Annotated in this window: 9 protein-coding genes; 3 read left to right on the top strand and 6 right to left on the bottom strand. The window is 68.9% G+C overall.

Translation table 11 applies throughout. The features are described from left to right. From ACG2DA_RS17520 to ACG2DA_RS17495, 6 genes are all read right to left on the bottom strand, one after another. Positions 1-152 (bottom strand): type II secretion system protein (locus ACG2DA_RS17520; protein WP_395257173.1); only part of this gene is annotated, 152 nt, incomplete at its 3' end. A gap of 201 nt (positions 153-353) precedes the next feature. Further along, the gene (locus tag ACG2DA_RS17515; protein ID WP_395257171.1) at positions 354-1,031 is read right to left on the bottom strand and encodes a PEP-CTERM sorting domain-containing protein; all 678 of its coding nucleotides are present in this window, start codon (positions 1,029-1,031) and stop codon (positions 354-356) included. A 449-nt stretch (positions 1,032-1,480) separates the two neighbouring features. Beyond that, positions 1,481-2,836: a polysaccharide biosynthesis/export family protein gene (locus tag ACG2DA_RS17510; RefSeq protein WP_395257169.1), complete on the bottom strand. Its 1,356-nt coding sequence runs from the start codon at positions 2,834-2,836 to the stop codon at positions 1,481-1,483. A 122-nt stretch (positions 2,837-2,958) separates the two neighbouring features. Next, entirely contained in the window at positions 2,959-3,885 is a 927-nt protein-coding gene (locus tag ACG2DA_RS17505) for a hypothetical protein (RefSeq protein WP_395257167.1), read from the bottom strand. A gap of 118 nt (positions 3,886-4,003) precedes the next feature. Continuing rightward, a complete protein-coding gene (locus ACG2DA_RS17500; protein ID WP_395257165.1) occupies positions 4,004-5,362 on the bottom strand; it encodes a hypothetical protein in 1,359 nt (452 codons plus the stop codon). A 287-nt stretch (positions 5,363-5,649) separates the two neighbouring features. Then, complete coding sequence (locus tag ACG2DA_RS17495; RefSeq protein WP_395257163.1) at positions 5,650-7,302, bottom strand: glycosyltransferase family 4 protein; 1,653 nt, start codon at positions 7,300-7,302, stop codon at positions 5,650-5,652. A gap of 318 nt (positions 7,303-7,620) precedes the next feature. Here ACG2DA_RS17495 and ACG2DA_RS17490 point away from each other — a divergent pair, with 318 nt between their 5' ends. From ACG2DA_RS17490 to ACG2DA_RS17480, 3 genes are all read left to right on the top strand, one after another. Beyond that, a complete protein-coding gene (locus ACG2DA_RS17490) occupies positions 7,621-8,202 on the top strand; it encodes a transcription termination/antitermination protein NusG (protein WP_395257161.1) in 582 nt (193 codons plus the stop codon). A 223-nt stretch (positions 8,203-8,425) separates the two neighbouring features. Next, a complete protein-coding gene (locus ACG2DA_RS17485; RefSeq protein WP_395257159.1) occupies positions 8,426-9,847 on the top strand; it encodes a glycosyltransferase family 4 protein in 1,422 nt (473 codons plus the stop codon). A 691-nt stretch (positions 9,848-10,538) separates the two neighbouring features. Further along, complete coding sequence (locus ACG2DA_RS17480) at positions 10,539-12,761, top strand: polysaccharide biosynthesis tyrosine autokinase (RefSeq protein WP_395257157.1); 2,223 nt, start codon at positions 10,539-10,541, stop codon at positions 12,759-12,761. Positions 12,762-13,121 lie beyond the last annotated feature (360 nt).

Genomic DNA, 13,121 nt, shown 5'->3' with positions numbered 1-13,121 from the left:
TGGCACTCCAGCAGCCGGGCGGCGGCGCGGGCCTGCTGGACGGCGGGGGCCACCAGGGAGATCAGCACCGCGATGATGCTGATGACCACCAGCAGCTCGATCAGCGTGAAGCCCCGTCGCGTCAGGGCGCCGGATTGGCGGAGGAAGGTCATCTGAAGGACGGCTCGGGCGAGGGGGGGAACGCAGCGGGGGGAAACTGTCGGCTTCACCAACTCCCAGCGTAATGGGGAACTGCTCGGAGACAATCGCCGAGCGAGGTACTCGCCCGGCCGGGGGCAAACGGGAGGCCGTCTGGTCGCGACCTCCCTTCGCGGCGACCGGCCGCTCGCCGCCCCGCGAACGTGCGATCGCCCCTATGCGGCCGACTTATACGAGGCACGCCGGCGACGCCTCGCCCCACACAACCCGGCCGCGCCCGCTCCCAGAATCAACGCCAGGGAACCGGGTTCCGGGACGGCCGCCGCCTCAGCGAAGGCAATACTATCGACGACCTCAGCGAGGTTTAGAGGCACCTCGTTCTCGTCGGTGAAGAAGAACGTGGCGCGGTTGAAGTTCGCACCTGAGAAGAGCACGACCTGGTCCCCCGCGGTGTTGCGGTTGACCACCACCGATTCTTGGCCCACTTCCGTGGAACCGTTGAACACCGTGAGCAGGGCGAGGTCGTTCGAGTCGACGAAGAAAGGATCGTCGTTCCCGAACGTCAGTGAGAGCGACGACATCATCGTCGAGAACACCAGTTCTAACCCACTCGCGTCGTCTCCCGGCACCGCCAGCCCCTGCCCGATCGACCTGGCGCCGAAGTTGCCCACGGTTAAGTCGGCCCCAAGCGTATCGAAAAAAGAGACCTGCGGTGACTCTGAACTCGTGAAGCCGTTCGGCTTCGTTCCGGGGGTGTCGAATTCAAAGGTGATCAATCCGGCCGACGCGTCAGCGTGCGAGAACAGCAGGAGGACCGCCCCGGCGGCAAACCATGCCCGCAGGTTCGAGGCTCGGCGGCTATGATTTCCTTCAATCCAAAAGTTGCGTTTCATTGACGTCGTCGCGGCGTGGGGCGGCAAATCCAGCGTGAGCGTCGCAGCTGCCCCACTCTGACGCAACGGTCCAACCATCCACGTTTTCTTACGCTTCTGCAAAGCGGACTCATCGGGCCTGGATACGGTCCGGTAAGAGGCTTCGTGCAGGTCCGCAGAGGCGGACGTGCGGCGGAACGATCCATCCGGGGGAGCGGCCCGGCGTCGATCCGGGGCCGCGCGGTCCCGGAGGGGAAGCCCCGCCAGCGGAGCCGCGAGGTCGAGACCAGGCGAAGCGGATCGCCGGTCGGCGGCTGGATTGGCCGAGGAGGTCGTCGAGGCGAAGTTGGCAGCCCCGCGGCGTCTCTCGACCCGACGGTCTCACCGGTTACGAAACCGAGGGCGAAACGAGACGACCCGGCCGATCCTCGCGGAACGGCCGGGCCGGTCTTCGATAAACTGTCTCGCCGTTAGAACGTGCCGCGGAGCAGGAGGGCCGGCAGAAGGCTGATCGTCGTGTTCGCGATCTCCTCGCAGACGGTGTACTGCACCACGATGACGTCCTCGGGCTGGATGAGGATCCGCTCCCGCGGGTCGGTCAGGGCCCGGGCGAGGTCGACCTCAATCACCACCTCGCCGCAGTCGTTGGGGAGTTGGCGGACCACGATCGCCCGACTCGGCGGGAAGATCTGAGTGTTGCCGCCGCGGCCGCCGAAGAGGTTGATGCCGCTGATGCCCGTGCCGGTCGCGCCGATGTCGCCCCGGGCGGCGGCGATCGCCTGGAGGATGTTCAGGTCGTAGTCGCGGGGCAGCAGGTACTCGCCGCCGCCCAGGACGCCGCCGGTGTAGTACTTCTCCCGGTCGCGGGCCGGGACGTAGACGATGTCGCCGGCCTCGAGGATGATATCTTCCTCGGTGAAGGTCGGCGGAGCCTCTGGGAAGAACCGCAGGGGGATGCGGATCGCCCCGGGGCCGTACGGGTCCGGCAGCGGCGGTTTGCAGCCGCAGGGGATGGGTTGGCGGCGGAAGGCGGCGACGCGGGCGTCGAAGTCGGCGCCGCCGGTCTCCCCGCCCTTGAAGATGATCGCCTCGTTCATCGCCTCGTTGCCGGGCAGGCCGCCGGTGGCGGACAGGGCGGTCAGCAGGTCGTTCTCGCCGGCCTTCAGGTCGACGAGGTAGCCGGAGCCGCTCTTGCCGCCCGCGTCGTTCTCGGTGGCGTTCTGCACGCCGCCGGCGTCCTCGCGGATCACCAGCACCCGCACTTCGCGCTGGCGCTGCAGGGTAATGATGATCCCGATCGTGGACAGCGTCTCAGGGTTCAGAATGCCGCCCTCAATGTAGGCCTGACGGACCTTCTCCTCCGCCTGGGCGATCGTGCCGCCGGCGACGTACACCGGGGGGATCAGCGGGAGCGACACGGTCCCGTCCTCGCGGACCGGCACCGGGAAGCCGATCGACGGCGGGATCGAGGCGTCTTCCGGGAAGTTCACCGGGGGGACGGCGCCCTCCTCGCCCAAGACGCCTTCAATGTAGACGCCCAGCACGTCGCCGGCGCCGAGGGCGTAGACCTCCTGCGGGCGCTGACGCAGACGGGCCTTGCTCGTCTCGATCAGGTCGTCCTTGGATCGCGCCAGAGCCGGCGGCGGCAGCCGGCGGGCGGGGATCGCCTCGATGCAATAGCTGCCGAGCGAACCCAGCGACATGCTCTGGCAACCCGGCGCCAGCACGACCGCCGCCAGGGCCGCCAGGAGCAGCGTGGGGCGGGCCGCCGCCCGTCGGGCGACGGAGCGATCCGGGAGCGGGCGGCGGAGGGGGGCGGCAATCATGGCGAACGTCCGTGTTTCCCCGACCGGTGCGGTCGGTTGGTGCAAAGAGGGTCGGGGGCGGAACGGTGAGGGAGTACGGGGGGCGTGACGGCGGCCCGCGGAGGCGCGACCGACCGATCAGGTCAGCTGTCGGAGCTCCAGAGGGTTGTGACCCTCGGGCCGTCGTCGGAGGAGGGGACCGTGCGGAAGCCGTTCTCTCGACGCGTCGTCGAGTCGCCGTCGTTCAAGAGCGATTCGGCGCCGTCGGCCGCGGCGCCGCGCGGTTCGGGCGAGGTGTCGAAGTCCAGGGCGTCGCCGTCCTGGCGGTCGGCGTCCAGCAGTTCCTCCAGGAGGTCGTCGTTCGGGGAGCCGCCGACGCTGCCTTCGCGTTCGACCTCCGCGTCGACCGCGGGGTCCGGCGGGACCGGGAGCGGGGCCGGCGCCGGGACGGGCGTCGCGGGGAGCCGCGGGTCGAACTGCTCAGCCGCGAACGGGTCCGGGGCCGGGGCGGCGACGCCCTCGGGCAGGTCGTCCGGCTGGTAGGGGTCGAAGCCTCCCGGATCGGCGTAGGGCATCGGGCCGTACGCCCCCGCCGGTTGGATGCCGCCGCAGATGTTGCGGATCGGCACCGTGTTCAACCCGGCGACGCCGTCCTGCCCCGCGGCGATCGCCCCGTGGGCCCAACCGTCGTAGTAGCAGTTCAGCCGTTCGACCCGTTCGCACGGGTCGTCGGTGCAGCACCCCCAGTAGCAACTGGGCGGCGTCGGCGGGGCGCAGCAGTCGTCGCCGTACAGGGCGACGTCCCGGTAGCCGTTCTTAAATCCGTGCTTGAAGTCCAGCGGGTGGGAACAGCATTCGTGGAACAGGTCGCCGCGGTGCAGGTAGGCCTTTTCGGCGGCGAAATGCACCCGCACGCAGGTTGCGGTCTCGCTGAAGTGGCTCCGCAGCCCGCCGGTCGAGCAACCGGCCAGGGCGACCGCCAGCGCCGCGGGCGCCAGCCACGGGACGGCCGACCGACGACGCGACCGCGGGGTCGGGCGGGGGGCGGTTTGTCGGGGGGAGACGGTCATGGGAGGTTCCGGGAACCGCGGGCGGGGGGCGGCGACGCTGTGCGGGGAAACGGGGCCGGCAAAACGGCGAGCCCCGGGCGGCGGCTCCGGCGACCGGGCCGGACCGAAAAGGCGAAATTCAGAGTCGGGCGCGGCCGTCGGTCGTGAGAAGCGGCTCGGGCGGAACTTCGCCGGCGCTCAGGAACGGAACCGGCTCCGGGATTGGCTCCGGCTCCGGCTCCGGAATGGAATCCGGCTCCAAGGACGCCCTCCCCGCCGGGGGGGAGTCCGGATCCGACGCCTCCCATTCGGCCGACGACGTGAGCTCGAGCGTGGCCCGTCCTGCGGGGAGCGGGAAGGAGTCGTAGCGGGCGAAGCCGGGCTTCGACGGCTCCCACTCCGTTTCGTCGACGAGGAGCGCCGGTTCCTCCACGAGCGGCTCCGGCGGATCGACGGAAACCGACTCCGAAGCCGCGACGAACTCCTCGAACGAGGCGGCGGAATCGGCCGACGCGGTCGCTTGGAGAACCGGGATGGGCTCCGGCTCCTTGCCCGCGTCCGTCGGCTGGGGGAACGTTTCGGCGGGTTCGTCGTCGACGGCGGCGACATGTGCGGTCGGGGGGGCGATCTCCTCCAGGGGAGCCGCGTCCGCGGGGAGGAACGCCGGCTCCGGCTGAGGGATCCCGGCCGCTTCCTCGATGACTTCCAAGACGGGGGGGATTTCCGCGGCGGCGACTTCCGTGACGGCGACGTCCTCCGGAACGCCCGTCTCCTCCGGGATCGCGATCTTCTCTGCGGGGACCTCCGCGACGGTGATGTCTTCGACGGCGGCGTCCGGGACGGCGACATGCTCGGCAGCGAAGACGTCCTCGAAGACGACGTCCTCCGCGCCGGTGACGCCTTCGTCGGCGACGTCCCCCGCGGAGGCGACGTCCATTGCGACGAAGGCAGCCTCGGCGGGGGCGTGCCCGGCAGTGGTTTCGGCCCCGGTCAGGGGTTCGTCGCCGGACGCGTCCGCGAGCAGTGCGGGCTCCTCCGACGGGGCGGCTTCAGCTGAGCCGGCGGCCGGCGCCGTGTCGCCGAATTTCGGCGGCGGGACGGTCTCCGGCGAACTCTCGGCGAGCTGAACCGGCGCCGTCGGGATCGGGGAGGGCGGGACGGCTTCGCCCGCCTCGCCTTCGCCGTCGAGGGGGGCGGCGTGCGGACCGGCGGGCGGGACGCCCATGCGGCGGTCCGCCGCCGCGAAGAGCCGCTCGGCCCGTTCGGTGCGGCCTTGAGCCTCGAACATCACGGCGACTTCCCGCAACTCTTCCGCCGACAACGACCGCAGCGCGGCGTTCTTCCCGCCGGCGGCGCTGGGCGTCTTCAGCGAGGCGCACCCGCCGACGCCCAGAGCGGCTGCCGTGACCGCGGCGAGCGCCGCTCGGCGGCCGTGACGCCACGCACGATGCCGACGCAGCGCGTCTTCGACGCGGTCTCGGTTCAGGCGGGTCGGCATGGGACGGATCCTTCCGCCCGGACGACGACGTCCGGGCTTGATCAACGGGGTGAACTCGCCGAATCGGCAGGGGGCGCACAACCGCCACTGACCGAATGTCGGGACTCACCTTGCTGATCGGCCCGCCGCCGCCGCCCCATGAGAGGGACAACCCAGAAACGCGGCAGGATCGACGCTTTCGACGGCGAACCTTCGGGCACGACGCTTCGGCCGTGTCGCCGGACGGGGCCGCGTTCCGCCTCGGAAACGGGCTTGCCTCACGGCCCGTAAACCGGCTCTTGTTCGCCTCAGACGGATGCTTCCGAAAGTCGAGCGGGCAAGCTCGACTCCGGCGATTTCGCCCTTCTGAAAACGCTCGCCGACCGGGCCGACCGCTCCACGGTCTGCACGGCGGGGGCGGCGGGGGCTTCCGCTCGTTCGACAGGGTCCGACCGGAACAGGTCGACGACCTCGCGTTCGAACCAGACGAGCGTGTCCGTGACCGCGATCAGCCGGTCGACCGCCGCCCCGTCGGACGGTTCGGCGAGCGCCCGCAACCGGCCGATCGGCTTCCGGCCCCCGCCCAGGGGGACGTCGATGCGGAGGAGGTCGCGGTCGTCGACCCGCTCACCGGACCGGTTCCATTCGACGAAGAAGTGGTCCCACTGGTCCGTCGCGTCGACTTCCAGACGGACGGCGACCGGCGCGTACCGGTCGAGGTGATCGAGCAACTGCGCCCAGAGTTGTTTCCATTGCGGATCGTCAGGCAGCCCGAAGTGGCGTTCGCGGCCGCCGTTGACGATCGCCGGCCCCCGCTTCGGAACCAGCGAACGAGCCGCCCCGCGGGTGCGTTTCGAGAGCAGGACGACCTCCTCAAACCCGAACAGCCGAGTTGCGACCATCGTGGCCGGCACCAGCAAGGCGCCGGCCGCGGCGATCCACTCCTGATTCAGAGCGACCCCAATGACCGCTGCGGCGGCGGTCGCGGTGCACAGGCCGCCGATCGTCAACAGCACCCGCGATTCGGACAGGCTCCGGTTGATTTTCAGGCGGTGGTGCAGGTGGCCGCGGTCGGCGGAGTAGACGCTGCGGCCGGACAGCTTGCGCCGGATGATCGCGACCAGGACGTCGAAGATCGGGATCGTCCACACCGCAATCGGGGCCGTCAGAGCCAGGGCGCCGGCTTCCCATTCCCCGCCGCGACCCGGTCCGCTGTGAATGGCCACGAACCCCAGCGTCAAGCCGACCCACAGGCTGCCGGCGTCGCCGAGGAATACGGTCGCCGGGGGGCGATTGTACGCCAAAAACCCAAATAAGGCTCCGACCAGGGCGGCGCTCACGAGGGCCGTCGGTCCGCCCACCGGGTTCAGCAACGCCATGCCGCAGAACGCCGTCCCCAGGATCACCCCGATCATGCCCGCGAGCCCGTCCAGGCCGTCCAGCAGATTGAAGGCGTTGATGGACCCCAACAGGAAGAACGCCGTGAACGGGGCCGCCAGCAGCCCGAGTTCGATCGTCATGCCGAACAGCGTGAGTCGCTCCACCAGGGTGCCGGTCAGGATCAGCAGACCGACGGAGAAGACCTGCCCGACCAGCTTCTGACGGCCGCGCAACGTGCTGCGATCGTCGAACAAACCCAGGGCGACGAGCCAGCCGGTCGCCGCGGCGAGCCCGACGTAGCGCAGGGTTTCGCCGGGGACAGTCTCGCTGCCCCGGATCATGCCGTCGCCGGCCTTCAGCCAGTTTCCGGCTCCGCCCCACAGGGCGACGGCAGCCAGCGGGAGCAGCCAACCGACGTAAGCGGCCAGTCCGCCCCCCAGCGGCACGATGCGGCCGTGCAATTTGCGACGCTGGTCTGGTCGGTCGACAAGATCGCAAGCAACCGCCGCCCGTCGGATCGGGGGCACCGCCGCCAGAGTGATTGCCAAACTGGCCAGCAGGACCGTCAGCGAGAGAAGCATTTGGCGGGGGGACAAGCGTCCGGTGGCGGGGGACCCGAGACTGGCGGGCCGGTCGGAAGATACCGGGGACGACCCCAGCCTCAAGAAGCGACTGGTCCGCTTAGGCAAGTTTTCGCAAAGAGCCGGCCGCGTCCGCCCAGTCGCATAAATGTTCCCCGTTTGGTGGGGCGAAAAGCGTCCTTTATAGTCCGCGACAACTTGTCCCTGCCGAACGACGGGAGTTGCTTTCGAGGACGGGCCGGTCAAGAAAGATCACGACTCAGTCGTCGCCGGGGAGATCGTCCCGGCGCTGTTCCCGCCCGCTGGAGTTGCTCCCCCATGCCGATTCTCGCTCGCGAGCCGGACCGTTTTCCCGAAGACCTGCTGGTCGATCCGCCCGGCCGGGAGCCGGCGCCGGCGGACGATCACGAGGCGCCGCGGTGGAAGCTGGTCTACACCCGCTCCAATCGCGAGAAGGACCTCTGCCGCAAGCTGCACCAAATGAAGGTCCCGTTCCTCGCCCCCGTCATGGAGCAGCGCAAGCGGTCGCCGTCCGGCCGGGTGCGAACCGCCTACGTGCCGCTGTTCAGCAACTACGTCTTCCTCTTCGGCGGCGGGGACGAGCAGTACGCGGCGATGACCACGAACTGCGTCTCCCGCGTCAACGACGTGCCCGACCCCGCGGGACTGCTGGACGACCTGAAGAAGATCGACGTCCTGCTGGGCAGCGGGGAGAAGGTCACGCGCGAGCAAAAGCTGGAGGTCGGCGACGCGGTTCGGGTGAAAACCGGACCGTTCAAGGGCCTCGTCGGCACGGTTCTGAAGCGGCAAAACGAACGGCGCCTGTTGGTCGCCGTCGACTTTCTGCAGCAGGGGGCCAGCGCGTCGCTGGAGGACTACGAGGTCGAGGCGCTCGACTGACTCGCCGAACGCGATCGTGGACTGATCAGGCCGTTCCCGCGACGACGGAGGCCGCGGGTCAGCTTCGTTTCGGTCGCTTTTTGCTCAATCCGGCCGTCAGGTTCTAGTCGCGCCTACGAGCGTCCCCCATGCTGTCAGTCCCCCCTTCGTCGTCGGGCGAACCCCGTCGACCCGCCGGTGCGTCGCGCGAACCACCCGCATCGTCCCCCAATTTCGACATTCGATGACCGACCGGTCACGCCCGCCCCGGGTTCTGTTTTTAAACAGGAGTTACTGGCCGGACGCGGAGGCGACGGGGCAACTCCTCACTGAACTGACCGAAGATCTCGCGGCGAGGGCGGGAGACGCCGCGACGGACTCGCCCGAACGGCCGTTCGCGCCGGAGGTCGCCGTGGTATGCGGACGGCCGAACTGGAATCCCTCCGGGGCCCGGTGCAAATCGCTCGGGACGACGGCGCGTCACGGCGTGACGGTCCACCGCGTGTGGCACACGCGGTGGAATAAGGGCACGCTGCGGGGACGGGCCGTCAACTTCACGACGTTCCTGATCGGAGCGGTGCTGCGCGCCCTGTTCTGCCGCCGGGCGGACGTGGTCGTCGTGGAGACGGACCCGTTTCTGCTCGCCTTCGCCGGCGTGCTCCTCAAGGTTCGTCACCGGGCGAAGCTGGTAATCTACGCCCAGGACGTGCACCCGGAACTCGGCCTCGCCATCCAACGCGTGCCGGATTGGCGGAGCGTGCGGCTGCTGTCGTCCGCCCTGAAACGCAGTTACCTCCACGCCGACAAGGTGGTGACGCTCAGCCGCGACATGCGGGACACGTTCGTCCGGTTCGGCGTGGATCCGGATCGGGTGGAGATCGTTCCCAACTGGACCTGCACCGACGCCGTGCGGCCGGTCCGACCGTTCAATCCCTTCCGGGAACGGCACGGATTGGCGGACAAGTTCGTCGTGATGCACTCCGGCAACATGGGGCAGACTCAGCGATTGGAGACGCTGGTCGACGCCGCCGCCCGACTGCGGGACCGGGACGACGTGCAATTTCTGTTCGTGGGGGCCGGTTCGCTGGCGGAATCGCTGAAGACGCGAGCCGCGGGCCTGCCGAACGTGCGGTTCCTGCCCTACGAACCGAAGGAGAAACTCGCCGAAAGCCTGTCGGCGGCGGATCTGCACATCGTGTCGATCGATCCGCGGGCGGTTCCGTACATGATGCCCAGCAAGCTGTACGGCATCCTCGCCTCCGGCACCGCCTGCGTGGCGATCGCCCCCCGGGAATGCGAGCTCGCCCAAACCGTCCACGGCCGCGGCGTCGGCTGGGTGGCCGAGCCCGACGACGTCGTCGGGCTCGCCGACCGAATCGCTCACCTCGCGGACGCCCCCGACCAGGCGGAGGCCGCGGGCCGCGCCGCTCGGGAGCTGTCCGCGGACTACGACCGGTCGGTCCTGACCGCCCGGTTCGCCCGCATGCTCGCCGGACTGCTCGACGCGACGGGGGGAGAAGAGGTCGGTGACGACTTACGTCCGACGTCGCCCCCTCGTCTGCATCAGGCACGACGACCGCGGCCGAACGAGTCTCCGCGGACGCCCCAAACCCAGCGGAAGGCCTATCTCGCCCGGGAACCAGTCCCGCCACATCGTTGCGACTGACAGCGCCTCAAACTGTCATCGGCGGGCAGTGCGAGCGAAGCGTGACGCGGTGGCTTCCTCCCGCATCCGCATGTGGCTGCCCCGGCTCCCACGGGAGGGGCGTTTGATCGTCGGCGCGGCATTCGACGCGGCTGCCGAGCCTCCCTTGCTAATGGTTGCTCTTGGCTGAGCCGGCCGGACATCGGGCCCGGCTGCGGGATTGCTCGGCTCCGGAGGCTGGAATCCGAGACGGACGGCCGACTGACGGTCGTGAACTGACGGTCGTGCGGGGTGGAGGCGTTCGTGAGTCGCCGACCCTGACGAAACGTCTCGCCGGGGAAACGTGCCGGGTCAAACCGTTTCCTTTTTCGGCTTCCGGAATCTTGGCGGAGGCAGCGTCTTGATGGCTGGTTGTGACGGCCAGTAAAGTGTGCCTCCTGCCGTCCGCCTAGGACCCGCCCCTGCGGCTCCCCCCGCCGACCGCGGCTCGACCGCCGGTACCCTCTCTTTTTGCACCTTCCCGAGGCTGTCCGTGCCCAGATTTGCCGAGCCCGCCCATTCCAACGGATTCGGCGGTCACGCGCAAGCTCCTCCGGCGTACGGCGCGCCCGTGGGGTACGCGGCCGGCGCCTCTCCGCTTGGCGGCTCGGCCCCCGCGCCTCCCGCGCCTGGGGCGTCCGGGGCGCCGACCGGTCCCCCGCTCGGACGCCTGTTGCGTCGAAAGTGGTTCCTGCTGTTGGTGGGTTTGGCCGCCGGGCTGGGCGGCGGGTACTACCACTTCACAAAGCAGGAGCCGGTTTACCGGTCCGTCGCAGAGATCACGATCTCCTACCGGCAGGCGTCGCTGCCCGTCGAGGTGGACGAGAGCGGGCGTGCTCCGTCCGATGGCCGGAAGAACATCTTTGAGGACTATCTGCATCGCCTCCAAACCCCGCCGATGATCGCCCGGGCGGTCGAAGCTCACGGGCTGAAGGAACTGCCCCGGTTCCGCGGCGGCTCGTCCCCGGTCCCGACAATTCTCGAAAATCTGAGCGGGCAGCACATCGACGACACCAGCGTCGTCCGGCTCAGCTACGTGGGGAAGAGCCCGGAGGAAACCCAGGCCGTCCTCGACGCGGTCGTGGCGACCTTCATCGACAGCGTAAAAGAGAACGAGCAGTCCGTCTCCCAGGAGGCGATCGAACTGATCACCAAAGCGAACGATCAGACGAGCAAGGAGTTAGAGGCCGCCGAGGCCGCTTACCGGGAATTCCAAAAGACCTCGCCGCTGTCCCGCGGGGCGGACGGGCAGCCGCTCAATCCCTATACCTCCGATCTGGTGCAGATCGACGCTCGTCGGGATGAACTGCGGCTGGAACTGACCGGATTGACGGCCGAGATCAACGCGATTCTCGCCGCCCTCGAGGAGGGGGGGCGCCGTGAGGCCTTGGCTCAGATGGCGTCGCTGTCGCGGCAGAGAGCCGCCGAGGGCGCAACGACGCCGGAAGCCGCCGCCCTGCGGTTCGAGGAAAAGCATTTCGAGCTGATGTCCCAGCTTGAAGAGGCGCGGGAGCGTTACGGCGAGAATCATCCCGAGCGGAAGCGGTTGGAGAACCGCTACGCGGCCGCCCGTGCGCTGATGGCCGAACGGGCTGGCCTGAACGGCTCCGCGGGGGAATCCAAGTCGTTCTTAGACTTATTCATCGAGGCGCGGCAGGAACGGGCCGGCGTGTTGGAGGCGCAAATCGCAAGTCTGAACCAGGAGTACGACGCCACCAAGGCGAAAGCCGACTCCTTGCGAGACGCCGAGATGACGGACCGGGAACTACGGGACCGCGTGACTCGGCATGCGTCGATGTACAAGGCGCTCGTCGACCGGATCGCCCAACTGGACCTGATGAAGGACGCCGACACCGTGCGGGTCGCCGAGTTGGTCCCGGCCGGCCCCGGGGCGCTGACGCCCGTTGAATTGGTCCGCAGCCTGTCCCTCGGCGGGGTGATGGGGCTGGCGATCGCCTTCGGTTTGGCCTACCTGCTGGAGCAAGGGGACCACAGCTTTAAGAGTCCGGAGGAGTTGCGGGCGGAGTTCGCTATTCCGGTGCTCGGTCATATTCCCCAGATTCCCGCACCGCTCTTGAAACGCCTCAAGGGCAGCGGGTCTTTAGACCCCTCGCTGCTCACCGTCCATCGCCCCAAGAGCCGTTTGGCCGAGTCGTTCCGGGCGGTGCGGACGGGACTGGTCTTTTCCCGCCGGTCCAGCCTGCACGTGATCCAAGTGACCAGCGCCGATCCGGGCGACGGTAAGAGTACGCTGGCGGCGAATCTCGCCATCTCATTGGCCCGCAGCGGCAAACGGACGATTCTGGTCGACGCGGACCTCCGGCGTCCGCGGGTGGCGAAGTTGTTCGGCCTGTCGGCTGACGGCGTCGGCGTCGCCGAGGCGATCGCGGACCCCGACCGGATCGAGGAAGCCGTGGTGGAGTCCAGCGTCGAGAATCTCTTGCTGCTGCCCTGCTTGAGCCACCCCGACCACCCGGCTGAGATGCTCTCCTCGGGCCGATTTGAGGAGTTTCTCGAACTCCTCCGCCAGAAGTTCGACTATGTGATCTTGGACAGCCCGCCGGTCTTGGCCGTGTCGGACCCGGCTGCAATCGCCTCGTCGGCCGACGGCGTCGTACTCGTCACCCGTCTTTCTCGGCGAACCCGTCGTAAGTTGAAGGAGTCGCTGGACACGTTGGATCGCTCCGGGGCGAACGTCTTGGGGCTCGTCGTGAACGGTTTGGAGCCGGGCGGAGAGTACACACGGGAAGTCGAAGCCGGCTATTACTACGGCAGCGGCCTGAGACAGGATCGCGGAGCCTACTACTCCAATGAATCGGCCCAGCCCCCGGCTGCGATCGACGTGACGCCGCCGGCCGTCTCGAAGCGAGTGAACGGCACTCCGTTGTCGGTTTGAGTTGATTACGTCGCCTACGGCAGCTGGGTGAACGCCTCTGAAGTCGCTGCCGCCCCGCAAACATCCTCGCTATCGCCTCTTTCCGCTGCTGGTCTGCCTACAGCGCTCTTCAGCTAGCCGCAGCGCGTGGGCGGCGGGATCGCCCGCTTTCGGGCGTCCCGTTCCCGCCCGTCGGCGCCGCCGCGGTTTCTTCCAAGGAACGCCGGGCCGAGGTCCTGCGGGAGTGCGACTCCGGACGGGGCGCCCGCGAGGTCGCCGCCCTGTGTCGCGTCTCCGAAAGCCGGGTGCGGCGGGTCAAGTAGGAGCGGCCGATCGCGGCTGGACCGTCAACGGTCCGACGCTGTGCCGGGCGTTGCGGAC

Source organism: Alienimonas sp. DA493, assembly GCF_043951915.1.
Lineage (GTDB): Bacteria > Planctomycetota > Planctomycetia > Planctomycetales > Planctomycetaceae > Alienimonas.
The sequence above is the reverse complement of the archived record's forward strand: the minus strand, read 5'-3'. Positions and strand labels throughout refer to the sequence as shown.

What these genes read in the sequence shown, in the direction of transcription:
- ACG2DA_RS17485 (WP_395257159.1), top strand. Translation starts at nt 8,426, where the DNA reads ATGACCGACCGGTCACGCCCGCCCCGGGTTCTGTTTTTAAACAGGAGT.
- ACG2DA_RS17515 (WP_395257171.1), bottom strand. Translation starts at nt 1,031, where the DNA reads ATGAAACGCAACTTTTGGATTGAAGGAAATCATAGCCGCCGAGCCTCG.
- ACG2DA_RS17510 (WP_395257169.1), bottom strand. Translation starts at nt 2,836, where the DNA reads ATGATTGCCGCCCCCCTCCGCCGCCCGCTCCCGGATCGCTCCGTCGCC.
- ACG2DA_RS17505 (WP_395257167.1), bottom strand. Translation starts at nt 3,885, where the DNA reads ATGACCGTCTCCCCCCGACAAACCGCCCCCCGCCCGACCCCGCGGTCG.
- ACG2DA_RS17490 (WP_395257161.1), top strand. Translation starts at nt 7,621, where the DNA reads ATGCCGATTCTCGCTCGCGAGCCGGACCGTTTTCCCGAAGACCTGCTG.
- ACG2DA_RS17500 (WP_395257165.1), bottom strand. Translation starts at nt 5,362, where the DNA reads ATGCCGACCCGCCTGAACCGAGACCGCGTCGAAGACGCGCTGCGTCGG.
- ACG2DA_RS17495 (WP_395257163.1), bottom strand. Translation starts at nt 7,302, where the DNA reads ATGCTTCTCTCGCTGACGGTCCTGCTGGCCAGTTTGGCAATCACTCTG.